General features: G+C 66.1%; 21 protein-coding genes, 1 tRNA gene and 1 pseudogene. 11 read left to right on the forward strand and 12 right to left on the reverse strand.

Features of this window, described 5'->3' with window-relative positions; all coding sequences use genetic code 11:
* Positions 1-72: 72 nt before the first annotated feature.
* From Q0D31_RS07180 to Q0D31_RS07200, 5 genes and pseudogenes are all read right to left on the reverse strand, one after another.
* On the reverse strand, positions 73-1,278 hold the full coding sequence (locus tag Q0D31_RS07180; RefSeq protein ID WP_291847568.1) for a CaiB/BaiF CoA-transferase family protein: 1,206 nt from the start codon (positions 1,276-1,278) through the stop codon (positions 73-75).
* A gap of 130 nt (positions 1,279-1,408) precedes the next feature.
* Positions 1,409-1,480, reverse strand: a pseudogene (locus Q0D31_RS07185) (organic hydroperoxide resistance protein); the annotation flags it as partial.
* An 18-nt stretch (positions 1,481-1,498) separates the two neighbouring features.
* Positions 1,499-1,738, reverse strand: coding sequence for a GIY-YIG nuclease family protein (locus Q0D31_RS07190; RefSeq protein ID WP_291847571.1), 240 nt, complete (start codon positions 1,736-1,738; stop codon positions 1,499-1,501).
* A gap of 141 nt (positions 1,739-1,879) precedes the next feature.
* Positions 1,880-1,955: transfer RNA gene (locus Q0D31_RS07195), tRNA-Ala, on the reverse strand.
* 64 nt (positions 1,956-2,019) lie between these two features.
* On the reverse strand, positions 2,020-2,445 hold the full coding sequence (locus tag Q0D31_RS07200) for a TIGR02300 family protein (RefSeq protein ID WP_291847574.1): 426 nt from the start codon (positions 2,443-2,445) through the stop codon (positions 2,020-2,022).
* Positions 2,446-2,586: 141 nt separating this feature from the next.
* On the opposite strand from Q0D31_RS07200, the gene aroA reads away from it, so the two are divergent.
* From aroA to Q0D31_RS07255, 11 genes are all read left to right on the forward strand, one after another.
* The gene (gene aroA, locus Q0D31_RS07205) at positions 2,587-3,924 is read left to right on the forward strand and encodes a 3-phosphoshikimate 1-carboxyvinyltransferase (RefSeq protein WP_291847576.1); all 1,338 of its coding nucleotides are present in this window, start codon (positions 2,587-2,589) and stop codon (positions 3,922-3,924) included.
* Complete coding sequence (gene cmk, locus Q0D31_RS07210) at positions 3,921-4,553, forward strand: (d)CMP kinase (RefSeq protein WP_291847579.1); 633 nt, start codon at positions 3,921-3,923, stop codon at positions 4,551-4,553. Before aroA ends, cmk begins: the two co-directional genes overlap by 4 nt.
* Before the next feature lie 389 nt (positions 4,554-4,942).
* Positions 4,943-6,643, forward strand: coding sequence for a 30S ribosomal protein S1 (gene rpsA, locus Q0D31_RS07215; protein WP_291847583.1), 1,701 nt, complete (start codon positions 4,943-4,945; stop codon positions 6,641-6,643).
* Positions 6,644-6,957: 314 nt separating this feature from the next.
* Positions 6,958-7,938 carry a signal peptide peptidase SppA gene (sppA, locus tag Q0D31_RS07220; RefSeq protein ID WP_291847586.1) on the forward strand — a complete coding sequence of 327 codons (981 nt, stop codon included), beginning with the start codon at positions 6,958-6,960 and terminating at the stop codon, positions 7,936-7,938.
* Between the two features lie 172 nt (positions 7,939-8,110).
* On the forward strand, positions 8,111-8,416 hold the full coding sequence (locus Q0D31_RS07225) for an integration host factor subunit beta (protein ID WP_192736230.1): 306 nt from the start codon (positions 8,111-8,113) through the stop codon (positions 8,414-8,416).
* 81 nt (positions 8,417-8,497) lie between these two features.
* Positions 8,498-8,890: a lipopolysaccharide assembly protein LapA domain-containing protein gene (locus Q0D31_RS07230; RefSeq protein ID WP_291847594.1), complete on the forward strand. Its 393-nt coding sequence runs from the start codon at positions 8,498-8,500 to the stop codon at positions 8,888-8,890.
* A 58-nt stretch (positions 8,891-8,948) separates the two neighbouring features.
* Positions 8,949-9,608 carry a phosphoribosylanthranilate isomerase gene (locus Q0D31_RS07235; protein ID WP_291847597.1) on the forward strand — a complete coding sequence of 220 codons (660 nt, stop codon included), beginning with the start codon at positions 8,949-8,951 and terminating at the stop codon, positions 9,606-9,608.
* Positions 9,605-10,825: a tryptophan synthase subunit beta gene (gene trpB / locus Q0D31_RS07240; RefSeq protein ID WP_291847599.1), complete on the forward strand. Its 1,221-nt coding sequence runs from the start codon at positions 9,605-9,607 to the stop codon at positions 10,823-10,825. Before Q0D31_RS07235 ends, trpB begins: the two co-directional genes overlap by 4 nt.
* Positions 10,826-11,075: 250 nt before the next feature.
* Entirely contained in the window at positions 11,076-11,912 is an 837-nt protein-coding gene (trpA, locus tag Q0D31_RS07245; protein WP_291847602.1) for a tryptophan synthase subunit alpha, read from the forward strand.
* 94 nt (positions 11,913-12,006) lie between these two features.
* Entirely contained in the window at positions 12,007-12,948 is a 942-nt protein-coding gene (accD, locus tag Q0D31_RS07250; RefSeq protein ID WP_291847605.1) for an acetyl-CoA carboxylase, carboxyltransferase subunit beta, read from the forward strand.
* Positions 12,945-14,273: a folylpolyglutamate synthase/dihydrofolate synthase family protein gene (locus Q0D31_RS07255; RefSeq protein WP_291847608.1), complete on the forward strand. Its 1,329-nt coding sequence runs from the start codon at positions 12,945-12,947 to the stop codon at positions 14,271-14,273. The genes accD and Q0D31_RS07255 overlap by 4 nt, the downstream gene beginning before the upstream one ends.
* A gap of 75 nt (positions 14,274-14,348) precedes the next feature.
* On the opposite strand, the gene trxA is transcribed toward Q0D31_RS07255, so the two are convergent.
* From trxA to Q0D31_RS07290, 7 genes are all read right to left on the reverse strand, one after another.
* Positions 14,349-14,669: a thioredoxin gene (gene trxA, locus Q0D31_RS07260; RefSeq protein WP_291847612.1), complete on the reverse strand. Its 321-nt coding sequence runs from the start codon at positions 14,667-14,669 to the stop codon at positions 14,349-14,351.
* 67 nt (positions 14,670-14,736) lie between these two features.
* Positions 14,737-18,258, reverse strand: coding sequence for a double-strand break repair helicase AddA (gene addA / locus Q0D31_RS07265; protein WP_291847615.1), 3,522 nt, complete (start codon positions 18,256-18,258; stop codon positions 14,737-14,739).
* On the reverse strand, positions 18,255-21,404 hold the full coding sequence (addB, locus tag Q0D31_RS07270) for a double-strand break repair protein AddB (RefSeq protein ID WP_291847618.1): 3,150 nt from the start codon (positions 21,402-21,404) through the stop codon (positions 18,255-18,257). The genes addA and addB overlap by 4 nt, the downstream gene beginning before the upstream one ends.
* Before the next feature lie 129 nt (positions 21,405-21,533).
* Positions 21,534-22,256, reverse strand: coding sequence for a nucleotidyltransferase family protein (locus Q0D31_RS07275; RefSeq protein WP_291847621.1), 723 nt, complete (start codon positions 22,254-22,256; stop codon positions 21,534-21,536).
* 124 nt (positions 22,257-22,380) lie between these two features.
* Positions 22,381-22,713 carry a PilZ domain-containing protein gene (locus Q0D31_RS07280; protein ID WP_291847623.1) on the reverse strand — a complete coding sequence of 111 codons (333 nt, stop codon included), beginning with the start codon at positions 22,711-22,713 and terminating at the stop codon, positions 22,381-22,383.
* A gap of 87 nt (positions 22,714-22,800) precedes the next feature.
* A complete protein-coding gene (gene tsaE / locus Q0D31_RS07285) occupies positions 22,801-24,321 on the reverse strand; it encodes a tRNA (adenosine(37)-N6)-threonylcarbamoyltransferase complex ATPase subunit type 1 TsaE (protein ID WP_291847626.1) in 1,521 nt (506 codons plus the stop codon).
* Positions 24,318-26,837, reverse strand: a complete 2,520-nt coding sequence (locus Q0D31_RS07290) for a PAS domain-containing sensor histidine kinase (protein WP_291847629.1) — start codon at positions 26,835-26,837, stop codon at positions 24,318-24,320. The genes tsaE and Q0D31_RS07290 overlap by 4 nt, the downstream gene beginning before the upstream one ends.
* Positions 26,838-26,982 lie beyond the last annotated feature (145 nt).

Raw genomic sequence — 26,982 nt, forward strand, 5'->3', positions numbered from 1 at the left:
TATGAGCAAAGCCCACGGCAAGGGAAGCCTGAAAATAGGCAATAGCCACACGGTCTCACCCCCGGTCTACGGCTAGCGCTTTCGCTCCCTCCCGCAGACCACGCCCTCGGCGACAAGGGCTTCGATCTCGCTGCCGGAATAGCCGAACTCGCCAAGAACCTCGGCTGCATGCTGGCTGAACTTTGGCGGCGTCCGCCGCAGGCTCGGCCTGGTCCGCTCCAGCCGGATCGGCGAGGCGACGCCCTGGTACCAATCCTTGGCAATGACGTCGCCGCGATGCAGCGTGTGCGGGTTGCTCAACGCCTGGTCGATCTTCTGCACCGGTCCCGCCGGCAGTCCGGCTGCCAGCAGGCGGTTGCAGAGCGGTTCGGCCTCGTGCTGGCTGAACACGGCGGCGAGTTCCGCGCGCAACGCGTCTCGGTTGGCGATGCGGTCCTTGTTGCGGACAAAGCGCGGATCGGTGCCGAGTTCGGGCTTGCCGATCTCGCGGGCCAGCTTGCGGAAGGTGCCATCATTGCCGACGCCGATGAAGATGTCGTCGGTCTTGGTCGGAAAGATCGCGTAGGGCACCAGATTGGGATGCTCGTTGCCGGTCAGCCCCGGCGGCTTGCCGTGCATGAAGTAATTCGCGGCATGCGGATGCATGATCGCAAGGCCGGTTTCGTACAGCGTGGTCTCAAGAAACTGGCCGAGGCCCGAACGCTGCCGTTCCGAGAGCGCCATCAGGATGCCGATCGCCGCATACAGCCCGGTGCTGATGTCAACCAGCGGCACGCCGATCCGCATCGGGCCGCTCTCCGGCGAGCCGGTCGCCGCGATCATGCCGGTCATGGCCTGGATGATGGCGTCATAGCCGGGATTGCCGCCGCGCGGGCCGTCGCCGCCGAAGCCGGAAATCCGGCAATGCACCAGCCTTGGAAATCTCGCGCGCAGGACATCGTTGCCGATGCCCCATTTGTCGAGCGTTCCCGGCTTGAAATTCTCGATCAGGACGTCGGCGGCCTCCAGCATCTTCAAGAGCACCGCGCGCCCGCCCTCGGCGGCGAGGTCGAGCCCGATCGAGCGCTTGTTGCGGTTGATGCCGACGAAATAGGCCGCGTCTTCGTCGTGGAAGGGCGGACCCCAGTCGCGCACCTCGTCGCCTGCCGGCGGCTCGACCTTGATGACGTCGGCGCCGTGGTCGGCGAGGATCTGCGTGCAATACGGGCCGCCAAGCACGCGCGTTAGATCGATGACGCGCAGGCCTGTCATGGCGCCGGGAGCAGCTGGTGAACTCATCGAAAAAACCTTGGCTCAGGGTGAAAGGGAGATCCTGAGCTATCGGTCTTCAGGCGCCGCGGCAATGCCCTCCCGCACAGGGCTGCATGAGTGGTCGTCAGGCGACCGTCAGGATCCACATTGCCACGGGTGAGGCGACGAACTTCATGGCGCCGATGAAGCAGGCGGCATAGCCGGCCGCGAACAGCTGCTCGGGATGCGATCGCGGAGGTGTCGCCAGTTAGAGGCGCTTCTTGGCGAAGGCGCGGCCGGAATGGGATTTGAGATACTTCTCGAATGCGAGAGCCTTGTACTTGTCGGGAAAGGCGCAGTACCACACCAGTTTCCAAGGTTTGAACTTTGCGGTGTGGGTGGACTTGCCGGCGTTGTGATCTGAAATCCGATGTTTCAGATCTTCGGTTGCGCCGGTGTATTCGCGATCGGGAAACTCAATGCTGCGGATGATGTAGACGTACCACATCGCGCCGCTAGCCCCGTGCGCTGAAAAAGCCGTGTCGCCTCATGCAGCGCCGGCCCGTCTTCGCCCTTCGGGCTACGCCGGGCACGCTTCGTCCCTTGGGCACCGCGCGGCTGCGCCACGCGAAGCCCGCAGGGCGAAGCGTGGTGGAGCCAGGCGGGATCGAACCGCCGACCTCTTGCATGCCATGCAAGCGCTCTCCCAGCTGAGCTATGGCCCCTTAAGGATTCGCGCGCCTCGATCGACGCGCGGGCACGACCCTGAACCACAGTTCAGGGCCGATCTCAAGTCTCTTCGTCGCCGCCGACGTCGCCGATGATGTCGGTGACGTCCTCGTCGCCCTCTTCCTCGTCGGGAATGAAGGTCGAGTCATCATCGTCGTCGCCTTCGATGGTCTCGTCGATTTCGATGTCGTCTTCCGACTCCGGAACGACGGCCTTGACCTTGCCGGTATTCTCCTCGGCGTCGGCCTCCTCAAGCGAGACCAACTCTTCCGCCTCGGCGGCTTCGGGCAGATCCGCAGCGGCGGTGGCGGTGGCGGCGGCCGCGGCGCGGGCGGCATCGCCACGGGCGGCCCGCGGCGGCGCTACTGGCGCAATGGGCACGACCTCGCCGGTGTAGGGTGAAACCACAGGGGTCTTGTTCAGGTCATAGAATTTCTTACCCGTCGTCGGGCAAATGCGCTTGGTTCCGAGATCGGATTTGGCCACGTGTGCAATCCTGGGAAATTCTGAAAAACGGTGCTTCACTTGGCTAGTTGAGCGGCTGGTGTCAATAGCACTTTGACGCATTCGACGACCGCGTGACGCCGTGTGGCCGGTGTGATACTGCCCCGCGCAGAGGACACAATCTTGACCCATTCAGCCGCCCCGACACCGCTGGAATCCCGTTCGAGCGGCCCGCTAGCCGGCAAGGTCCGCGTTCCCGGCGACAAGTCGATCTCGCACCGCGCCCTGATCCTCGGGGCGCTTTCGGTCGGCGAAACCAGGATTTCCGGCCTGCTCGAGGGCGAAGACGTCCTCAATACCGCCAAGTCGATGCGGGCGCTGGGCGCCCAGGTGACGCGCACCGGGTCTTTTGCGTGGGAGGTCAAGGGCGTGGGCGTCGCAGGCTTCGCCCAACCAAACGCCCCGCTGGATTTCGGCAATTCCGGCACCGGGTGCCGGCTGGTGATGGGAGCGGTGGCGGGCTGCCCGATCACCGCGGTGTTCGACGGCGACGCCTCGCTGCGATCCCGCCCGATGCGGCGGATCCTCGATCCGCTGGAGCTGATGGGCGCCAAGGCCGATGACGCCGCCGAAGGCGGCCGCCTGCCCCTGACGCTGCACGGCGCCCGCGATCCGCTCCCGATCCTTTACCGGACCCCGGTGGCGTCAGCCCAGATCAAGTCGGCGGTACTGCTGGCGGGGCTCGCCGCGCCCGGCATCACCACCGTGATCGAGCAGGAGGCCAGCCGCGACCACACCGAGCTGATGCTGAAGCATTTCGGCGCTGAAATCGTCTCGGTCAGGGAAGGCGTCCATGGCCGCCGGATCGCGCTCACCGGCCAGCCGGAACTTCATGGCGCCAGCATCGTGGTGCCCGCCGATCCATCCTCCGCCGCGTTCCCGATCGTGGCGGCGCTCATCGTCGAGGGTTCGGACGTCAGCTTCTCCGACGTCATGACCAACCCGCTGCGCACCGGGCTGTTCACGACATTGCGCGAGATGGGCGCCACGATCGAGCAGAGCGAAGTCCGCGGCGACGCCGGCGAGCCGATGGCCACCTTGCGCGTGCGCGCCTCCAGACTGCGCGGGGTCGAGGTGCCGCCGGAGCGTGCGCCCTCGATGATCGACGAATACCTGGTGCTGGCGGTTGCAGCCGCGTTCGCCGACGGCACCACCATCATGCGCGGCCTGAAGGAACTGCGGGTCAAGGAATCCGACCGGCTGGAGGCGACCGCCGCCATGCTGCGCGCAAACGGCGTCAGGGTCGAGATCGCCGGCGACGACCTGATCGTCGAGGGCAGGGGCCACGTGCCTGGCGGTGGCCTCGTCGCCACCCACATGGATCACCGCATCGCGATGTCGGCGCTGGTGATGGGGCTTGCCGCCGACAAGCCGGTCAAGGTCGACGACACCGCCTTCATCGCCACCAGCTTTCCCGATTTCATCCCGATGATGCGTTCGCTGGGGGCGGAATTTTCATGATCATCGCCATCGACGGACCGGCGGCATCCGGCAAGGGGACGCTCGGCAAACGGCTCGCCCACCATTACGGCTATCGCCACCTCGACACCGGCGTGATCTATCGCGCGGTGGCGAAAGCGCTGCTGGACGACGGCGTCGATCTCACCGACGAGGCGCGGGCGGTGGCGGCGGCGTTGGAACTCGATCCTGAAAAATTCGGCCATCCCGAGTTGAAGACCCAGCGCATCGGCGACGCCGCCTCGGTGGTGTCGGCGATTGCAAGCGTGCGCGAGGCGCTGGTGAGTTTCCAGCGCCAGTTCGCCGCCGGTCCGCCGGGTGCGGTGCTCGACGGCCGCGATATCGGCACCGTGATCTGTCCAAACGCCGACGTGAAGATTTTCGTCGTCGCCGACCCGCTGGTGCGGGCGCGCCGCCGGACGCTGGAAGCCCGCGCGCGCGGCGAAGCCGCCGACGAGGCGGCGGTACTGGCCGACATTCTCAGGCGCGACGAACGCGACCGCAATCGCGTGGCGGCCCCCTTGAAGGCCGCCGCCGATGCCCATGTTCTCGACAATTCCAATCTCGACATCGAGGCTGGCGTTCGCGCCGCGATCGCCATCGTGGAGGCGGCGCGCTCCCGGCGGGCCTGATCCGGCGCTATGGCCTCGTTTCCCGCCGAAGCGGTCGGCGAGCCCGGCATTTCCAGCTTGCCGAAATGGGCCCTTGGGGCTATATCCACCGCCATCCGGGCCGCCATCGATGAGATCAGGGCTGTCCGAGCGGGCCGGCGTCGGGTTTGAACGTTTTACGTCAAACTAAACCGATGCCGTCATTGGAGGAATGTCCGCTCGAGGCTCCTGAAGTCGGTATGCTCGTTTCAGGCTCCGGATACATCAACGTATCGAACGTGCAGGCATGCTGCCGGCCCGCTTTTGCGCCTTCCGCAAACGCGGTCGCCAGGGTTTTGCGGACCCCTGACACTTCACGCGCGATGCGCCCCTCAACCCGATTGGCCGGCAATACCGTACCTGGAGAACAAATGGCTTCGACTGCTGCTTCTTATAATCCGACCCGCGACGATTTCGCTGCGATGCTGGACGAGTCCTTCGCCGGCGGGAATTTGCAGGAAAGCTCCGTCATCAAGGGCACGGTGGTTGCGATTGAAAAGGACATGGCCGTCATCGACGTCGGCCTGAAGACCGAGGGCCGGGTGGCGCTGCGCGAGTTCGCGGGCCCTGGCCGTGAAAGCGACCTCAAGGTCGGCGACGAGGTCGAGGTGTTCCTCGACCGGATCGAGAATGCGCTCGGCGAAGCCGTGCTGTCGCGCGACAAGGCGCGCCGCGAGGAAAGCTGGGGCAAGCTCGAGAAGGCCTTCAACAACAACGAGAAGGTCCACGGCGTCATCTTCAACCAGGTCAAGGGCGGCTTCACCGTCGACCTCGACGGCGCTGTCGCCTTCCTGCCGCGCTCGCAGGTCGATATCCGTCCGATCCGCGACGTCGCGCCGCTGATGAACAACTCGCAGCCGTTCCAGATCCTCAAGATGGATCGCCGCCGCGGCAACATCGTGGTGTCGCGCCGCACGGTTCTCGAAGAGACCCGCGCCGAGCAGCGCCAGGAACTGGTGCAGAACCTCGAAGAGGGCCAGGTGATCGACGGCGTGGTCAAGAACATCACCGACTACGGTGCGTTCGTCGATCTCGGCGGCATCGACGGCCTGCTGCACGTCACCGATATCGCATGGCGCCGGGTCAACCACCCGACCGAGGTGCTCGCCATCGGCCAGACCGTCAAGGTCAAGATCATCAAGATCAACCACGAGACCCACCGCATTTCGCTCGGCATGAAGCAGTTGCTGGACGATCCGTGGCAGGGCATCGAGGCGAAGTACCCGCTGAACGCGCGCTTCACCGGCCGCGTCACCAACATCACCGACTACGGCGCGTTCGTCGAACTGGAGCCGGGCATCGAAGGTCTGATCCACGTCTCGGAAATGTCGTGGACCAAGAAGAACATGCATCCCGGCAAGATCGTCTCCACCTCGCAGGAAGTCGAGGTGCAGGTTCTCGAAGTCGATTCGGTCAAGCGCCGCATCTCGCTCGGCCTCAAGCAGACCATGCGCAACCCCTGGGAAGTCTTCGTCGAGAAGTTCCCGGTCGGCTCGACGGTCGAAGGCGAGGTCAAGAACAAGACCGAGTTCGGCCTGTTCCTCGGCCTCGAAGGCGACGTCGACGGCATGGTTCATCTGTCCGATCTCGACTGGAAGCTTCCGGGCGAGCAGGTCATCGACAACTTCAAGAAGGGCGACATGGTCAAGGCCGTGGTGCTCGACGTCGATGTCGAAAAGGAGCGTATCTCGCTGGGCGTCAAGCAGCTCGAGGGCGACCCCTTCGCCGAGCCGGGCGACGTCAAGAAGGGCGCGGTGGTGACCTGCGAAGTGCTCGAAGTGAAGGACGCCGGCATCGAGGTGAAGATCTCGGGTACCGACTTCACCGCCTTCATCAAGCGCTCCGAGCTCGCCCGTGACCGCAACGATCAGCGCGCCGAACGGTTCGCCGTCGGCGAGAAGGTCGATGCCCGCGTGATCCAGTTCGACAAGAAGGCCCGCAAGGTGCAGGTCTCGATCAAGGCGCTGGAAGTCGCCGAAGAGAAGGAAGCCATCGCGCAATACGGCTCCTCGGATTCGGGAGCGACGCTGGGCGACATTCTCGGCACCGCGCTGAAGAATCGCGACAAGTAGACTCGCGCTCTAGCGCTTTCATACGCATCAGGCCCCGGTTTCGACCGGGGCCTTTTGTTGTTTTTCTTCCCTCTCCCCTTGTGGGAGAGGGTGGATCGGCGCCGCGCAAGCGGCGGCGAGACGGGTGAGGGGTCCGTCTCCACGGATAGAGACCCCTCATCCGGCGCTTTGCGCCACCTTCTCCCACAAGGGGAGAAGGGGAGAGGAAGCCGGGCCTTGTTTTCTTCATATTGCATCGCAATTGATGTAATCAGGTAACGCTCAGGTCACGCTGAGAATGCAAAAAAGCGCGGGTCACCTTCAGGAGAAATTCGATGTCGCTCGATTCGGATGTGATCGTCGATCGCCGCAGGATCCGTCGCAAGCTGACCTTCTGGCGGGTCGTGGCCGTCGTGGTTGCGATCGGCGCGATCGTCGCCCTGGGCCTGATCGCCGCGCCCGGCAGCCGCGCATCGCTGACCGCGTCGGGATCGATCGCGCGCGTCAATATCGACGGGCTGATCCGCAGCGACCAGAGCCGCGTCGAGGCGCTTGAGCGGCTGGAAAAGTCGCAGGCCGCGGCTGTCATCGTGCACATCAACTCGCCGGGCGGCACCACGGCCGGCTCCGAACAGCTCTATGACGCACTGGTTCGGCTCAAGGCCAGGAAACCACTGGTCGTGGTCGTCGAGGGACTGGCGGCGTCCGGCGGCTACATCACGGCGCTCGCCGCCGATCACATTGTCGCCAGGCAGAGTTCGCTGGTAGGCTCGATCGGCGTGCTGTTCCAGTTTCCGAACTTCACCGAGCTGATGAAGACCGTCGGCGTCAAGGTCGAGGAAGTGAAGTCCTCGCCATTGAAGGCTGCGCCGAACGGTTTCGAGCCAACCAGCCCGGAAGCCCGCGCAGCGCTCGACGCGCTGGTGAAGGATTCATATGCCTGGTTCCGCGGCCTCGTGAAGGCGCGGCGCGGCATGGACGACGTTTTGCTCGAAAAAGTCGCGGATGGCCGGGTCTTCACCGGTCGCCAGGCGATCGAACTGAAACTGGTGGATCAGCTCGGCGATGAAAAGGTGGCGATCGCCTGGCTCGTCGCCGAGAAGAAGATCAAGAGCGATCTGCCGGTGCGGGACTACAAGCTGACCCCGCGATTCGGCGACATGACGTTTCTGCGCACGGCGGCTTCGATCGCACTTGATGCGCTCGGCCTCGGGTCCATCGCGCGGCAGATCGAGCAGGCCGGCGTGGCGCAGGCGGTCGATCAGTTCGGGCTCGATGGCATGCTGGCCTTGTGGCGGCCCGCGCTCCCCAATTGAGCCCTGCGGGCCGGATCGCCGCGTCCGGACGCCGCGCGCCGGGATGCGTTACAACCCCCTCGCGGGCGGTTTGTCACGTCATTTCGCGGGGGGCGAGATTGATTTAGCGTCTTGACAGTCCAAGGTATTTTCACGGAAATGGATATCCGCCCGACCCCGGATCCCAACTCCCATGATCAAATCCGAACTTGTTCAGCGCATCGCCGAGCACAACCCGCACCTCTATCAGCGGGACGTCGAAAACATCGTAAACGCGATCCTCGATGAGATCGTCGCAGCCTTGGCGCGTGGCGATCGGGTCGAGTTGCGCGGATTCGGCGCTTTTTCGGTCAAGCACCGCCCGGCGCGCGCCGGACGCAATCCGCGTACCGGCGCCCATGTTCCGGTCGACCAGAAGAGCGTGCCGTTCTTCAAGACCGGCAAGGAAATGCGCGAGCGGCTGAACCGCGAGGGCGGCTCGCCCGAAGCAGGCGCCTAAGCCCGTTTTTGGGTTTTAACGATCTGGTAACCGCGTGGCGGGTTGGTGCCCGCCGATCTCCATCCAATTCGAGAGATGGTCATGCGAAAGCTTGTCACGGCGCTGGTCGTTATTCCTCTCGGCCTCATCTTTGTCGTCTTCGCCGTCGCCAACCGTCATTTCGTGACGGTGTCGTTCGACCCCTTCAATTCGGTCGATCCGGCGGTCGCGGTGGCGCTGCCGCTCTTCGTCTTGATCATCGTGGCCGCCATTCTGGGCGTGGCGGCCGGCGGTGTGGCGACCTGGTTCCGCCAGCGCCATTGGCGTCGCGCCGCGCGCCGCCATGAGGCGGACGCCCGCCGGGCGCGGGCCGAAACCGCCGATCTGCGGGCGGCCGCGGCGGTTTCCAGGGACGATCGACTGCGGCTTCCGGCCCCGGCGCAGCCCGGAATCTTTGCATCCGCCGGGCGAGACAAGCAGAGCGCGACGTTGTAGAACCCGCCGCGTCAGCCTGTCTTGACCCGATTGCGGCCGAAAAGGCCCTTGAGAGACCATGTCCCTGCTTGTCAAAATCTGTGGCCTGTCCACGCGCGAGACGCTCGACGCCGCGCTTGCGGCAGGCGCCGACATGGTGGGGTTCGTGTTCTTTCCGCCGTCGCCGCGCCATCTCAGCCTCGAAATCGCGCGCGACCTGGGCCGGCTGGCCAAGGGCCGCGCCGCCAAGGTGGCGCTGTCCGTCGATGCCGACGATGCCACGCTTGAAAACATCGTCGAGTCCCTGCAGCCGGACCTGCTGCAACTGCACGGCAAGGAAACCACCGCCCGGGTCCGCGACATCAAGGCGAAGTTCGGATTGCCGGTCATGAAGGTGATCGCGGTCGAGACGCCGGCCGACCTTGCCATCCTGCCGGGCTATGCGGACGTCGCCGATCGCATCCTGTTCGACGCCCGCGCCCCCGGCGACGCCACCCGCCCGGGCGGCCTCGGCGCCGTGTTCGACTGGGGCTTGCTGGCGAAACTCGAACTCGATTTGCCGTATCTGGTTTCAGGCGGGCTCACTGCCGACAATGTCGCGGAGGCGCTTGCCGTCACCCGCGCCGGCGGCGTCGATGTTTCCTCCGGCGTCGAGCGCGCGCCCGGTATCAAGGATCCCGAAATGATCCAAAGGTTCGTTCGCGCCGCGCGCGCCACCGAAGAGCTGATGGCCCGATGAATCCGAACCTGCCAAATTCATTCCGCACCGGCCCCGACGAGCGCGGCCATTTCGGCATTTTCGGCGGGCGCTTCGTCGCCGAAACCCTGATGCCGCTGATCCTCGACCTGGAAAAGGCCTATGCCGACGCCAAGGCCGATCCGGAATTTCAGATCGAAATGAACGGCTATCTCAAGGACTATGTCGGCCGGCCGTCGCCGCTGTATTTCGCCGAGCGTCTGACCGAGCATCTCGGCGGCGCCAAGATCTACTTCAAGCGCGAGGAGCTCAATCACACCGGCTCGCACAAGGTCAACAACGTGCTCGGCCAGATCATGGTCGCGCGCCGCATGGGCAAGAAGCGCATCATCGCCGAAACCGGCGCCGGCCAGCACGGCGTCGCTACCGCGACGCTGTGCGCGCGGTTCGGGCTGGAATGCATCGTCTATATGGGCGCGGTGGACGTCGAGCGGCAACAGCCCAACGTGATCCGCATGGAAATGCTGGGCGCCAGGGTTGTCCCGGTGCAGTCGGGTTCGCGCACGCTCAAGGACGCGATGAACGACGCGCTGCGCGACTGGGTCACCAACGTGCACAACACGTTCTACTGCATCGGCACGGTGGCGGGGCCGCATCCCTATCCGATGATGGTGCGCGACTTCCAGTCGATCATCGGCATCGAAACCCGCAAGCAGATGCAGGAGGCCGAAGGCCGGCTGCCGGATTCGCTGATCGCCTGCATCGGCGGCGGCTCCAACGCGATGGGCCTGTTTCATCCGTTCCTCGACGATCCCAGCATCGAAATCTTCGGCGTCGAAGCGGCAGGGCACGGCCTGACGCAGTTGCATGCGGCCTCGATCGCCGGCGGCCGGCCCGGCGTGCTGCATGGCAACCGTACCTATTTGCTGATGGACGACGACGGCCAGATCCAGGACGCGCATTCGATCTCGGCGGGGCTCGATTACCCCGGCATCGGCCCCGAGCATTCCTGGCTGCACGAAACCGGCCGCGTCACCTATTTGTCGGCGACCGACGAGGAGGCGCTCGCCGCGTTCCAGTTGCTGTCGCGGCTCGAGGGCATCATCCCCGCGCTCGAGCCGGCGCATGCGATTGCCAAGGTGATGGAACTGGCGCCGAAGCGGCCGAGCGACCACCTGATGGTGGTCAACCTCTCCGGCCGCGGCGACAAGGACGTGCCGCAGGTCGGCGATATCCTGAAGGGCAGGAAGAAGCCGTGATGATTGCGGGCATCGAATCCCGGGAGAGAGCCCCCACCCCAGCCCTCCCCCGCAGGCGGGAGAGGGAATCGACGGCCGTGGCGGCGCGAAAATCGCCTGCACCGCGTCGCCTTCTCCATCGCCTTGGCTTGAACGAACGATCGACCGGGCGAACTCCGCTCCCTCTCCCGCTTGCGGGGGAGGGCCGGGGTGGGGGTGTCGCCGCGAGCGCAAGTTTCAGTAAAGGGCATGCCGCTGCGAGGCTCGCACCATGACCACCCGGATCGACGCGACATTCGCCGAACTTGCCAGGCAGGGCCGCTCGGCGTTTGTCACCTTCCTGATGGCCGGCGATCCCGATCCGAAGACGTCGCTCGACCTCATCAAGGCGCTGCCGAAGGCCGGCGCCGACATCATCGAGATCGGCATGCCCTTTACCGATCCGATGGCGGACGGGCCCTCGATCCAGGCGGCGGGCCTGCGCGCGCTGAAAGCCGGCATGACGCTGAAGAAGACGCTGGCGATGGTCCGCGGCTTCCGCAACGACGACACCACGACGCCGCTGGTGCTGATGGGCTATTACAATCCGATCTACATCTACGGCGTCGATCGATTCCTCGCCGATGCGAAGACCGCGGGCGTCGACGGCCTGATCATCGTTGACCTGCCGCCGGAGGAAGACGGCGAACTCTGTCTGCCGGCGATGAAGGCAGGGCTCAACTTCATCCGCCTGGCGACGCCGACCACTGACGACAAGCGCCTGCCCGCGGTGCTCGCGAACACCTCGGGCTTCGTCTACTATGTGTCGATCACCGGCATCACCGGCAGCGCCGGCGCCGATTCCACCGCGGTCGGCGAAGCCGTCGCCCGCATCAAGCGCCATACAAAATTGCCGGTTTGCGTCGGCTTCGGAATCCGCACCCCGGACGCGGCGCGCGCGATTGCACAGAACGCCAACGGCGCCGTGGTCGGAACCGCGCTGGTCGATGCCTTGAAGGCCAACCTTGACGCCGAGGGGCGGGCGACCGCGGGCACCGTGACCGCGGTAGCCGATCTGGTGTCTTCGCTGGCCGAAGGCGTCCGTAGCGCCCGCCAGGCCGCGGAATAAGCCGCGATTGCGGTGGACAACGCGCCTTGCCGGGCTTGGCCCGCGCCGCCATATAGTCTGACTAATGCGTGACTGAGCGCACCCGGAGCGAAGCATGAACTGGCTCACCAATGTCGTCCGGCCGAAGATCCGCAGCATCCTGCGCCGCGAGACGCCGGAGAATCTGTGGATCAAGTGCCCGGATTCCGGGCAGCTCGTGTTCTACAAGGACGTCGAGGCCAATCAGTTCGTCATTCCCGGTTCGAACTACCACATGCGCATGGGCGCGGTGGCGCGGCTGAAGTCGATCTTCGACAACGAGACCTGGTACGACATCGCGCTGCCTGAGGTGACGGCCGATCCGCTGAAGTTCCGCGACGAACGGAAATACGCCGATCGCATCAAGGACGCGCGCGCCAAGACCGGGCTGAACGACGCCATCAAGGTCGGCTACGGCAAGCTCGAGGGCGCCGGCGTCGTGGTCGCGGTACAGGACTTCGACTTCATGGGCGGCTCGCTCGGCATGGCTGCCGGCGAAGCGATCGTGCGTGGGCTGGAACTCGCGGTCGAAAAGGCATCGCCCTTCATCGTGTTTGCGGCCTCGGGCGGCGCGCGGATGCAGGAAGGCATTCTGTCGCTGATGCAGATGCCGCGCACCACCGTCGGCGTGCAGATGCTGCGTGAGGCGAAATTGCCCTACATCGTGGTGCTGACCAATCCGACCACCGGCGGCGTCACCGCGTCCTACGCGATGCTCGGCGACGTGCAGATCGCCGAGCCCGGCGCGCTGATCGGCTTCGCCGGGGCGCGCGTCATCGAGCAGACGATCCGCGAGAAACTGCCGGAAGGTTTCCAGCGCGCCGAATATCTGCTCGACCACGGCATGGTCGACATGGTCGTGCATCGCCACCAGATGCGCCCGACCCTGGCGCGGCTGTGCCGGCTGTTGACCAGATCGCCGGCGCTCGAGGCCGCCGCGAAGCCTGCGCCGGAGGAGGCGGTCCCGGCCGCGGTCGCAGCGGCGCCGGATGCCGCGCCGGCCGCACCTCAGGCATGAACCTGCCTGCCGCCCATCCCGAGTCGCTCGGGAAATTGATCGCGCGGCTGTCGGCCTTGCATCCGGAGCGGATCGAGCTCGGCCTGGAGCGCACGCAGCGCCTGCTGGCGCGGCTCGACCATCCCGAACGCCTGCTGCCGCCCGTGATCCATGTCGCGGGAACCAATGGCAAGGGCTCGACCATCGCCTATCTGCGCGCGATCCTGGAAGCCGCCGGACTGCGCGTCCACGTCTATACCTCGCCCTATCTGGTGCGGATCAACGAATGCTTTCGCCTCGGCGGCCGGCTGGTCAGCGATGACGAACTGCGCCGGGTGCTGGAGCATTGCGAGCGGGTCAACCAGGGCGGGCCGATCACGATTTTCGAGATCAAGACCGCCGCGGCGTTCTGCCTGTTCGCGCAGCAGGAAGCCGATGTGGTGTTGCTTGAAACCGGCCTCGGCGGCCGGCTCGACGCCACCAACGTCATCGAACGGCCGGTCGCCGTCGTCATTACGCCTGTCAGCATGGATCACATGGAGTTTCTCGGCAACTCACTGGCGGCGATCGCTGGAGAAAAGGCCGCCATCATCAAGCGCGGCGCGCCGGCGATCTGCGCCGAGCAGTCGCCGGAGGCGATGGCGGTGATCGAGGCGCAGGCTGGCCGCATGCGGGCGCCGCTGCATCCCGCCGGGCAGCAATGGCATGTCGGCGTCGAGCGTGGGCGGCTGGTTTACCAGGACGAGCGCGGCCTGATGGACCTCGCGGCGCCAAAACTGTTCGGGCGTCATCAGTTCGACAATGCCGGGCTGGCGATTGCGACCTTGCGCGCGGTCGAGGCGTTCAGGATCGAGGCCGCCGCGTTCGAGGCCGGAATCGTCAACGCCGAATGGCCGGCGCGGATGCAGCGGCTGGTCGCGGGCGCGCTGGTCGAACAGGCCCCCCCGGGCTCCGAAATCTGGCTCGACGGCGGACACAACGCCGAAGGCGGACGCGTCGCCGCCGCGGCGCTCGGCGATCTCGAGGAACGGGTGTCGAGGCCGCTGGTGGTGATCGCGGGCATGATGGCCAACAAGGACGCGGGCGCGTTCCTCGCCAATTTCGTCGGCCTGACGCGCCACATCGTGGCGGTGCCGATCCCCGGCCATGACAACGCGATGCCGCCGGACCGGCTGGCGGATGCGGCGCGCGCGCTCGGCATGCGGGTGGAAAACGCCGCAAGCGTCGAAGCCGCGCTGCAGACCTTGTCGCGGCTGGCCTATGAGGCGCCGCCGCGGATTCTGATTACCGGCTCGCTCTACCTCGCCGGCCATGTGCTGGCCGCCAACGGAACGCCGCCGGCGTAGTTCCCGTGAGAAGCATCGCTCAACGCAAACGGCCGGCTGCGCGCCGGCCGTTCTTTCATCGACAGTTGGGGCGGATCAAACCGCGGCGGAGATCCACTGCTGCAGCTTCTGCTTCGGCGCGGCGCCGACCTGACGCGAGGCCATCTCGCCGCCCTTGAAGATCATCAATGTCGGGATCGACATCACGCCGTATTTCGACGCCGTCTTCGGGCTCTCGTCGACATTCAGCTTCACGATCTTGACCTTGTCGCCCATCGCCCCGGAAATCTCGTCCAGCGCGGGTGCGATCATTCGGCAAGGGCCGCACCATTCGGCCCAGAAATCAACTACCACCGGGCCGGTCGCGTTGAGCACTTCGGCTTCGAAATCGGCGTCGGAAACCTTGCCAACGGCCATGGAATACCTCGTTCGGTTGGGAATTGGCGGACGGGAGAGAATCGCGTCCGGCACGATAGGGGCCAACCTATGAACGCGGTACCGCCGGGTCAAGCGGGCTCACGCCAAGATGATGAGATGCCAGCTCCGCCTCCAGCGCGTGGGCGGAAACCTCCGTCAATTCAGGGGTTTCGGTCCACAGCAGCGCCGCACGGACCGGCAGCTGGGGATAAAGCCTGGCGAGCACTGCCCGATACAGCGCGAGCTGGCGGACATAGGCGCCGGGGGCCTCCTCGGGCCGGCCGGGCGGCGCTTGGCTGGTCTTGAAATCGACGATCAGGACTTCCCGACCGGTGACTACGAGGCGATCGACTTGCCCTGACACCAGCACCGGCTGCCCGTCGGCGCGCCGCAGCCGTCCGACGATCGGCACTTCAGCGCGGCTGCCGGCGGCGAACACCGGCGCGAAGCGCGCATCCGCGATCAGGGCGAGCAGGCCGTCCGCCAGCGCCTGCTGTTCTTCCCCGGTCCAGCCGTCGGCGTTGCGGGCGAGGTAGGCGAGAGCGGCCGCGCGGCGCTGGCCGTCGGGGATGTCGGGCAGCGATTGCAGCAGCCGATGCGTCAGCGAGCCGCGTTGCAGGGCGCGGGCGCGCTGCCCGGGGGATTCGGACGGCCGCACCGGGCGGCCGTCGCTCTCGGCGGGGTCGGAAGGTCGCAAAACGCTTTCCGTCGATGGCAGTGATCGTGCGGGTGTCAGCAGCCAGGATGGGCGCTCGGCTGGCGTGGTTGTCGCGACCGTGAAAACCGGCGCCGCCAACGCCGACGCCTCCTCCGCCCGCGTGTAGCGCTTCACCACCCCCGCCGAGGTTTCGATCTCCTGAAGCCGCAAGTCCGACTCGGCGAGGCCCTTGGTGATCAGATCGTACCAGCAGTCCGGCCGGACATTCTTCATGTTGCCGGGCATGCAGCCGCCGACGATCAGCCGGTCGGCCGCGCGGGTCATCGCGACATACAGCAGGCGGCGGTATTCATCCTCGGTATCGTCGAGCATGGCCGCGCGCGCCGCGGCGACGGCGGATGGATCCTCGGCCTTGCGGCCGGCCCAGACCACGACGCCAGGGGCATGCGGACCGGCATTGCCCTGCGGCAGATGAATCAGTTTCAGCCGCTGCGTATCCGAGGGCGACGTCGTGGTGTCCACCAGGAACACCACGGACGCCTCCAGCCCCTTGGCGCCATGCACGGTCATGACCCGGACTTCGTTGCGCGAGATTTCCATGTCGCGCTTCACTTCGAGGTCGGCCGCGCGCAGCCATGCCATGAACCCCTGCAGCGAGGCCGGCGCCTTGCGCTCGTAGCTCAGCGCCAGTTCGAGAAACTCGTCGAGCGCATCGTTGGCCTCATGGCCCAGTCGTCGCAGGATCCGCGCCCGGCCGCCGTCGCCGCCGAGCAGCCAGGCATAGAAGGCAAACGGCGTCTCGCCGGCGAAGCGGCGTTCGCAGGCTTCGAGCCGCCGCAGCGCATCCCTCAATCGGCCTCCCGAAGCCTCATGGGCGGCCAGCGCGGCGCGCAACGTCCCCTTGCGCTGCCAGGCGATCTCGTACAGGTCGTCCTCGGTGAGCCCGAACAGCGGGCTCTTCAGCGCCACCGCCAGCGCCAGGTCGTCCTGCGGCAGCAGCAGGGCGTCAGCCAGGTTCATCAGGTCGACAACGGCGATGTGCTCGGTCAGCTTTAGGCGGTCGGCGCCGGCGACGGGGATGCCCGCGTGCTTCAATGCCTGGATCACGGCGTCGAACGCGTTGCCGCGCCGTCGCACCAGCACCAGCACGTCGCCGTAGCGCAGCCGGCGACGGTCGTCCCCGCTGCCCGTCAGCGTGCCGGCTTCGACCAGCGCCTTGATCTCGGCCTGGATGCGCCGCGCCAGCTTCACTTCGGGGCTGGTCATGGACAGGCCATCGAACGGCGCGCGCCAGCCCTCGATATCCTGCTTGTCGTCGCTCACGGCGAGTTCCCAGAGGTCGATCGCGCCGGGGCCGGCGTCTTCCAGCGCATGATGGATCGGATATCCGGTCTCGACCGCGTGGATGCTTCGGAACACATCCTCCTTGCGGAAGACATGGTCGACCGCGTGCAGGATTTCCGGCCCGGAGCGGAACGAATAGGTGAAAGTGACCGGATCGAACTTCAGCCCGGCGTTCTCGAACCGTTTCTTCAGCGTCCGGCGGCGCAGATCGAACTCGCGGGGCGCGGCGCCCTGAAACGAAAAGATCGACTGCTTTTCGTCACCGACCGCGAACACTGTTCGGATCACGCCGTCGCGGGCGCCGGAGCCCGACGTGAATTCCGAAATGATATGGCTGACAATGTCCCATTGTCGTGGGCTGGTGTCCTGCGCCTCGTCAATCAGCACATGGTCGACGCCGCGGTCGAGCTTGTAATGCACCCAGCCGGCGGCGACGTTGTCGAGCATCGCCAGCGTCTTGTCGATCAGATCGTCATAGTCGAGCAGGCCGCGCGCCTGCTTCTCGCGCCGGTAGTTCGCCGACGCGGCGGTGGCGATATGCAGCAGCGCCCCGGTACGGTCGCGGGCAATGACCGCGCGGCGCTTTGCGATCAGCGGCGTGAGGCGGAGCGCTTCTTGCTCGAATTGCCGGCCAAGTTCAGGGTTGTTGTCGACGAATTTTTTCGTCAGTACGGATTTGCGGGGGGCGCGCTCGTCGGTCAAGAAGACGCCGAGATATTCTTCCACCTGGGCGGCGCCGGAGAAAGCCAGCGCCGCACGAAGCTTCATCGCCCGGTCCTGATCGGATTTGTTGCCGCTATCCAGCGCGATTGCGGCATCCGACCATCGCGACCGCGGCAGGTGCGCCCCATCCACAATCTCGCGCTCGACATCCTCGATCCGATCGTCGGGATCGACGCCGAGCGCCGCCGAAATCTGCGCGGCGGCGGCATGCGCGCTGCCGACGGCGTCGGTCCAGGCCAGGAAATTGCGGCTGAGGCAGGCCTCGCGCACCACGTCCTTGAAGGTGACGTCGGCGGCGCTCGCCATCGCCGTCGTCAGCGCCTGCCCGGTGGCGCTTTCGGGGTTGCGCGCGGCGTCGAGAAAAACCTGGAGATTGGCGCGCTCCATCATCTCGTTCTGGTCGCGGTCGTCGAGCACGGTGAAACGCGCCGGGACATTGGCCTCGAACGGAAATTGCTGCAGCAGCCGTGTACACAGCGCGTGGATGGTCTGCACTTTCAGCCCGCCCGGCGTCTCCAGCGCGCCGGCGAACAGCTTGCGCGCCGCCTTTCGCAGCCGGGCATCGGGATGCGGAATCCCGGTCTCCCGGATCGCCCTGTCCAGCGCGGCGTTGTGGAGCGTTACCCAATCGCCAAGCGTGGAGAACACGCGTTCCGCCATGTTGGCGGCGGCGGCCTTGGTGAAGGTGATGCAGAGGATTTTTTCCGGCGGCACACCCGCCAGCAGCAGCCGGATCACCCGCTGCACCAGCACGTGGGTCTTTCCGGCCCCCGCGTTCGCCGACACGAAGGCGGATGCCGCCGGGTCGGATGCGCGCGCCTGCGCCGCGCGAACGATGTCGGGAATGATGCGGGGAGCCTTCATCGCTCCTCGATTCCGAGGCCGCCGGCCGCCGACCATTCCTTGATGCGGGCGAGGTCGTCATAGGCGCCGTAGCGGGTCGACCACATCGACAGGTTCAGGGACGTATAGGCTGTGTCCTCGTCCTCGAACTTGCGAATCAGGGCTTCGAGCGCGGCGCGGGCGTAGGCGGCGGCCTCGTCGGGCGGCTGCGGCGTATCGCTGTTTCTGATCTTCAGCTCCAGCGAACGCTGCTCGCCCGGCGGATTGTTGCCGCTCAGCCTGACATAGACGAGTTCGCCGACAGACGAGCCGGCGTCGATATCCGCAAAGCCGCCTTCGCGCAGGATCGCAGCCTCCAGCGTCAGCTGCGGCGACAGCCCCATGCGCACCTGCTTGTTGGTCGGCGGTTGTCCCGTCTTGTAATCGAGGATTGCAAAGCTGCCATCGCGGCGCTGCTCGATCCGGTCGGCGCGCGCGGAGAGGATGAAGGTGCGGCCATGGTCAAGCGGGATGCCGATCTCGCCGCGGATTTCGGCCAGAATCCTGCTGATGTTACCGCGTCGCGCCAGCTCCCATTCCGCAAACCATCCGGCGATGCGGTGAAACCGCGGCCACCACAGCGCGCGCGCCTCGGGCCGTTCCATCAGCGGTTCGAAATATTTCTCGCCGATCCCGCGCAGCACCAGCGCGGGTTGCTCGGGGAGGGCGGTGGCAGACTTCTGCGTGAACTCGCCGAGCGCGCCATGGATCGCGGAGCCGCGGTCGGCCGCCGACAGCGGCATATCGACGGCGTCGAGCGGGTCAAGCCGCAGAATGTGCCGCGCATAGATCGTGTAGGGATCGCGCAACCAATCCTCGATCGCGGTAACCGATAGCTTCAGCGGCCGCGCCGCGCGCGTCGGTTTCGGCGCGGGTTGTTTGGCTGGTTCGACCTTGTCTGGCCGGTCGAGTTCAGCGGCGAAGCGGACATAGCGCTCGCCGGCGCACCGGGCCGCGTCCCAGCGCGCCTGGCCGGCGACGGCCTCTAACCGGTGCAGGAAGCGCGAGGCCACGGCGGGCGCGCCGCCGACCTTGGCCGAATGGGTCAGGATGACCTCGCCCGCTCCCAGCAATTGCGCGAAGTCGTGTGCGGCGAGGCCGATGCGCCGCTCCGGCAGGTCGAGGCCGAGTTCATGGCGCATCGGCCGGCTCAGCCACGGATCCACCCGCGGCGCCGGTGGCCACACGCCCTCGACCAGGCCGCCGAGAATGACGCGGTCGGTTTCGGTCAGCCGCGCTTCCAGTTGACCGTAGATGTGCAGGCGCGCGCTGGCCGCTTCGGGGCGCCGAACCATGCGCTCGGCAAACGCGGTCCGGAACACGTCGGGGTAGTCGCCGGGCTGGACCATCAGGCCACTTGGCTTCTGTTCGGACAGGAGATCGTCGAATGCCGCGGCAAGCGCCGATCCCTGTCCGCCCTCGAACACGACCGCAACTCCCATATCATCGGACGACAATGCGATCAGCGCCTCGCGATGACGGTGCGCCAGTTCGGCGAAGTCATGCGGCGTTGCGACCGCGACGCCTTCCAGCGGCGACAACGCCTGCTGCAACGCTGCAATCAACGATCGGGCCTGGTCCAGCTCGTCGTCCGTCAATCTCGCGCGCGGTTCGGAGGCGTGAAGTGATGATACCTCTTTTTTGCGTTTGAGCTTGCCGAGTTCGGCGCAGAAGCGGTCGAAATCGCGCGCAAGCCCGTGGCTTCCGGCCTGCGGCCGGGTGCCGCGCAAGATCGCAAGCTCGAGCGATTCGATCGCGCGCCTGAACGCGCCAGCCGCGCCGCCAAGCCGTAACAGCGGATGCTTCAGCAATGCCAGCAGGGTTGCCGGCTCCAGTCCATGGGTGGCGGCTTCGGCGGCGAGACGGGCGAAAATTCCGGCCGGCGTATCCATCAGCGCGTCGCCGCCGGAATCGTCGAACTCGAGATCCCAACGGGTCAGCGCCGCCATCACCCGCCGCGCCAGTGCGCGGTCCGGCGTCACCAGCGCGGCTGATCTGTCGAGATGCCGCGCTTCGCGCATCGCCACCGCGATCGCCAGCGCCTCCAGTTCCGGATTGGGCGCTTCGACGACCGCAAGGTTGGTCATGCCGCCGTCGATCTTTCGCGAGACATCCGGCTGCGCCAACCGGTCATGCCACTGCCCGGTCGCGGCGGAAGGGCGCATCGCCTCCGACACCAGCACGTCGCGGCCCTGCGGCGCCGGCGTCGCCAGAATTTCGACATCGCCTCGCTTGAGGCCGAAACGATCGAGCAGCGCCTGCATCGCGTATTGCGGGTGGTTCGAGGAGGGCTGCGTGGTGAACCTGCCTTGCGCGTCCCTGACGCCACCGATTGTCTGCCAGGCCTCGTCGTCGAGATCGGTATCGAGCCCCGGTAACACCACGGCGCCGTGCTTCAGGGCGGCCACCACGGTCAGGAATTTCGCGGTCGCCGGCATCGAGCCGGTCGAACCCGCTGCGATGACCGGCCCTTCATGATGCGCGGCCAGCCGGACGGCTTCCGCTTCGATCAGGCGGTCGCGCCGGTCCGCAGGCTCGATCCGGCCGATCTCCTTGAGGTGGTCGGGCCACGCCTTGCGCGCGATGCGCAGGAAATCCAGCGAGTGCTGCCAGTATTTGTCGAACTGGTCCGGCACCAGGCTGTCGAGCGTTTCCCAGGCGACGCCACGGGTGACCATGTCGTCCATCAGCCGCGCCAGGTCACCGGCCAGCGCCAGCGTCGATGCCGGGCCGCCGACCACCAGCGGCGCCAGCACCGGACCTTTCGCCCACGCCGCTACCAGATGCGCCAGCGTCAGCCGGCGTTCGAGTTCGCCGAGCCGTGGCGGAAGGTCCAGCGGCGCGACGTCGCCGAATGGCTCGGAGCCTTCGGAAAACGCCAGTTCGTCTTCGTCGATATCGCCAAGCGCGACAATGCGCGGCAGGATGGCTGCGTTCGTATTCAATTCGTCGAGAAAGATTTCCCGCGCCAGCCGGCCGGCGCGTCGGGTCGGCAGGTACAGCGTCGCCCGCGCGAGATTCAGGGGATCCTTGCGTGCCTCGAATCCCTCCACCACCCGGCCGTTGACCAGCGCAGCAATCACGGTGCGCAGGAACGGCGCGGAAACGGGAACGCTGAAAACGCGCATGGACTTCCTGATTCGAGGTCAGGGCAATATAGGGAGGTATTAGGAACAGGTCATGGGTGGAGAGGCCAGCCGTTCCCCACAGGACCCGCTGGCGGGGCATGACAACCTAATTGGATGCCGAATCCGGAGCTACGCCACGCTTTCCAGGAACGCCTCTTCCGCGGCCTCGACCGCGTCCGGGGTCCCGACATGCATCCAGACGCCGTCGAGCCGCAGGCCGAACAGCCGTTCCTGTTCGTTGGCGCGGTCGAAGATCATGGTCAGGGAGAACTCGCCCGCCGGCATGTCGGCAAACAGCGACGGCGACATGATCGCCGCGCCGGCATAGACGAACGGCACCACCTGATGTTCCCGGCGCTTGCGCAACGCGCCGTCCGGCAGCATCGCGTAATCGCCACGGCCGCCATAGCCGATGCTGCTCGTCGTCGGCGCCATCAGCAGCAGAATGTCCATCAGGTCAGGATCGAAGGTTTCGGCCAGCCGCGTCATATTGGGTCTTACCCCGTCGATCCACATCGTGTCGGCGTTCACAAGGAAGAACGGCTCCTTGCCCAGCAGCGGCAACGCCTTCACCACGGCGCCCCCGGTGCCGAGCACATGGCTGCGTTCGTCGGAGATTACGACGCGAGGCCGCGCGCGGGACGCCGCGTGCTGAATGATCTGGTCCGGCAGATAATGGACGTTGACCACGGCTTCGGCGACACCGGCCCCGGCGAGCTTGTCCAGCACGTGGTCGAGCAGCGGCTGTCCGGCAACCCGCACCAGCGGCTTCGGCAAATGCTCGGTCAACGGGCGCATCCGCAGGCCGAGGCCGGCGGCAAGGACCATGGCTTTGGTGGGCGTAACCGGCATCGCTGTTCTCGAACCATTGAAATTGCGTCGTGGATGATACCACGGCGGTCCGCCGGCGACAGCGACGTTGAGGCCATAGTCGTCGCCTGTGACGGCTGTAAGACGGCTTCGCCCCGACCCATCCTCAGGCTTCGGCCGCGGTGGCCTCGCTTGTGGCGGTCTTCTTCCTGTTCTTCTTCTTATCGCCTCGCAGGAGAAAATTGACGCCGATCTGATCGCCATGGACCCAGGCCAGTTCGCAGCGGCGGTAAGCCAGCCCCGTCGAGGACAGCAGCAGGAAGAATTCCTTCAGGTGCAGGCCCTCGACCGAGCCCTCCACGGTCAGCTTGCCTCCGGTCTCCGAGACGTCTTCCAACACGCAGTTGCGCCGCCAGGTACCGTCGATACCCATCATGTGCGCGGCAAGGCCGCGCTCGAACACAACCCGATCTCCTTTGCGTCGTTCTCCGAAGCCCATGGTCACAATCCCGCTTTTAAGGGGCTGGCCGCGCCTTCCCGCATAGCCGGTGCCAGAGTAGCGGCGGAGATGCTAACGGAAGGTAAATCAGCGGGCGGGCGGTGGGACGTTGGCGGCATACCAGCGGCGAAGCGCGCCCAGCGCCGGATGCGCCAGCGAGCGGTTCAGATAGGTCCAGATTCGAGGCTGGTGACGCAAATATTGGCGCTTTCCGTCGCGCTGGCTCAGCCGGGCAAAGGTTCCGAGCAGGCGGGTGTTCCGCTGCGCCGACATGATGGCGTAGATCTCGGCAAAGCCGGCAGCATCGAAGTCGGCCTCGGCGGTGCGCCGGGCCCTGATATAGCGGGTCAGCAGCGTCAGTTCGAGCTGTTCCGGGATGTCGATGCGCGCATCCTGCAGCAACGAAACCAGATCGTAGGCCGCGGGGCCCAGCACCGCATCCTGAAAGTCGATCAGGCCGACGCGCAACACCCCGGGGCGATCACCCAGCCAGAGAATGTTGGGCGAGTGAAAATCCCGCATCACCCAGGTACGCGGCGCGGCCGCAGGCTTTGCCAGCAATTTGCGCCACATTGCGATGAATTCCGCGCGCTGTTCCCGGCTTGCCGCGGCGCCGCGCTGCGGCAGATACCATTCGAGCATGAGTCCGATCTCGACCAGCCAGGCCTCGATATCGAAAACCGGGATGTCGTAGGTGAGACGGGGCGCCAGCGGCACCGTCGCCGGCATGGCCTGGCGGTGCAGCGCCGTAAGCATGTCGATCGCTGCTTCATAGCGCTCGGCGATCGGCCGCGGCGGATCACCTTCGACGATACCGTCGCTGCCGAAATCCTCGGTGATCAGGAAGCCGGTATCGAGGTCGGCGTGGCGGATCTCGGGTGCGGAAAAGCCGTGCGCGCGCAGTCCATCGGCGATGGCGACGAACGGTTTGACGTCCTCGGCGAGATGAACCGCAGCGCTGTAGGATTTCCCGTCGTAGATCGCCGGGCCGTCCGGGCGGCGCGGCGCGTTCATCAGGATCGAGGTGCCTTCGTCGCGAGCGAGCCGCGCATAGGAGCGCGTCGAAGCGTCGCCCGGCATGCGCTCACGCTGCGCGTCCAAAAAGCCCGCGCTCTCCAGGAAACCACGCAATGCAGCGAGCCGCGCGACCTGCGCCGCAGCCTTGCCGTAGCCGGTGATGTCAGCGGTGCGGGCGGTGGATCCGCTCTCCGGAAGATGGCTGAACGCGACGTTGATGTGGTCTGCGGGCAGCGCATCCGGCGCGCGTTCCGGCCATTCGATCAGCGCCAGCGTGGCCTCGGGCAGCGGCGACAGCCCGATTTCCTCCAGTTCGCTCGAATCGTTGATGCGGTAGAGATCGGCATGAACGACCGGAAGCGGCAGCTCGTAGCTCTGCGCCAGGGTGAACGTCGGGCTTGGCACCTCCAGCGCCGGATCGTTGGCGAGATAGCGGATCATGGCCCGAGCAGCGGCGGTCTTGCCGGCGCCGAGATCGCCCGAAAGCGTGATGGTGTCGCCCGGACCGACCAGCAGCGCAAGGTCGGCCATCAAATGCGCCGTGGCCGTCTCGTCCGCCAGCGTCGCCGAGAATGTCGCGGGCGGGGTCATTCGGCGGCGTTGCGATGCGCGTTCTGGTCGATCGGAAACTCGCAGGTGACCGTCGTGCCAATGCCGACCGTCGAATCGACCCGCACCTTGCCGCCATGCAGTTCGACAAAGGAGCGCACCAGTGACAGGCCGAGGCCGGCGCCGCGGTGCCGCGAGCCGTTGGAGTGGCTTTCAAACCAGTCGAACACCTTGTCCTTGACGTCGGGGGGGATGCCGGGACCGGAATCGGTAACGGAGAACAGGACGCGGTGATCGATCCGCCGGGCGCGGATCGTGACCGTGGCGTCGTGCGGCGAGAAGCCGACGGCGTTGGCGAGCAGGTTGAACAGCACCTGCACCACGCGCCGCTCGTCGCCGATGAAGTTTCCGGCGTCGGGGTCGATCTCAACCTTGAGTTCGATGCGGTCGGTCGCCAACCGGTCCTGGATGCCTTCGGCGGCGGCCTGGATGGCTTTCCCGATATCGACGGGTCCGATCTCGAGTTTCATGGCGCCGGCGTCGATGGTGGCGAGATCGAGGATGTTGTTGGTGAGCGCCAGCAATGCATTGGTCGATTTGGTGACGTAGTCGAGATATTCCGCCTGTTTTGGCGTCAGCGGCCCGGTCGAGGGATCGCTGAGGAAATGCGCGAAGCCGATGATCGTGGTGAGGGGCGCGCGCAATTCGTAGGACACGTGGTGGACGAAATCGACCTTCATCTGATCGGCGGCTTCCAGCGCCTCGTTTCGTTCGCGGAGCGCCCGCTCGACATTCTCGGTGTCCGTGATGTCCTGGAATGTCAGCATGGTCGCGCCGTCGGGCAGCGGCATGGTCATGCAGTCAAGCACGCTGCCGTCCTTGCGATCGAGCTTGAGCGATTCCTGCGCGCGGTTATCGATGGCGGTGATCGCCTCACGCAGCGCGCGCCAGGCGCGTTCGTCATCGAACAGCGGCTTGCACCATGCCTCCACGGTTTCGATGTGCGGCTGCTCCTTCAGCGAGTCAGCCGACAGCCTCCACATCTTCGCAAAGGCCGGGTTGAACAACTCTACCCGGCCGTTGCTGCCGAACACCGCCACCGCCTCGGCGAGATTGTCGAGCGTCTCGTGCTGGACGCGCGTCAGCCGGTCGAACCTTCGCGCCAGATCGAGGCTTTCGGTGACGTTGTCGAACAGATAGGTGACGCCGCCTTCGAGGTTCGGCGTGGTGACCACGCTGAGCGCCCGGCCGTCCGGCAGGAACCAGGTGTAACTTTCCGGTTCGATGGCGCGATAGGCTTCGTGCAGCTTGGCTTTCCAGACCCGGAAGTCCGGCTGCTCCGGAAGCTTGCGCGCCGCGCGAAGGCGGTCGAGGACGCTGGAATCGTCGGGATGGGAGTCGAGGAAGGCCTGATCGAGGCTCCACAGCCGCCGGTAGGATTCATTGTAGAAGGCGAGCCGCCGCTGAGCGTCGAACACGGCCACGCCCGACGACAGCTGGTCAAGGGTACGGCGATGGGCTTCCGCCATCCGGTCCATGGCGTCGCGCAACGCGGTTGCCTCGCTGGCGTCGATGGCGATGCCGGCGCTGCCGGCGGCCAGCTTCAGCGCCTGCACATCGTAGATCCGCCGTTCGCCGCCGACCACGATCGGCAGCCGGGCGCTGAAGCTGGAATTGTCGTTCAGCGCCCGGCTCATCTCGGCACGCTGGTCGTTCTCCAGCAGTTCGAGGTTGCGCTCGACGGTATCGGTGATGCTTGCGCCTTCGGTGGCCTGAACATAGGCGGCATTGGCGTAGCGCAGCTGACCGTCCGCGCTTCTGGCCCACATCGGCCAGGGCGTGGCAGCGGCGAAGTCGCGCAGCAGTTCGGTTTCTTCCTGCAGCGTCCTGTAGCGGAGGTTTGATTCGGCGAGGTCGCGGCGAAGTCCGCCGAGTTCTCGAATCCTGACAACGGCCTGGCCGCCGATGGCGCGACCCATCGCTTCGAATGCGCGGCCGTTCGCGGTAAAGAGATTGAGCAGGAAGCCTTCGCCGGCCTCACGCAGGGCGACGACGGCATGGTCCATCTGCCGCGCCGGTTCCGGCGGCAGCCAGGTTCCAAAGGCGAGGATGCGTTGCGGCGAGTTCGCCGAGGTGTCCTGGGAGATCAGCAGCGTGGTGTCGCCGCTGATCTGGGGCCGGCTATCGCCGGCAGCCCAGGCGATCAGGATCTGGGGTTCGGCGAACAGGAGCGCGCGAAGCCGGTCGGCCTGAACTTGCAATTCGGCGATGTCGGAGCGGAGCCGTAGTTCGTTTCGGGTGGCCCGAATGCGGGTACGCATCAGTAGGATCGCGGCGAGGACGGTGAAGCCGAGCAGCGCGAGCGCCGTCGTCAGGGCCGCGAATTCCTGATGATAGAGCTCAAGCCAGTCCGAAATTGCCTGCGTGAAGGCCATGTCGCTGGCAAGCGCCGGCTCCGGCGCGGTGAACAGCGCGGCGGCAAGCACAATCAGACCGTGGCGCGCCAGTGAGGTGCGCGACAGCAGGGTTCCACGCATCGCCGCGACCACGCCCGACATTCCTTGCCCCAAAACGCACGACTTAAGCCTGGCGCTGCCCCCCGCGCGCAATCCGCCAAGTATGAGCGGTCTGGCGATGGGATCAAACGCTGGCTCAGGTTTGGAGCGTGCCCGGACGCCAAACCGGTCCCCACTTTCGCGGGTC

The organism is Bradyrhizobium sp., from assembly GCF_022844465.1.
In the GTDB taxonomy this organism is placed as follows: domain Bacteria; phylum Pseudomonadota; class Alphaproteobacteria; order Rhizobiales; family Xanthobacteraceae; genus Bradyrhizobium.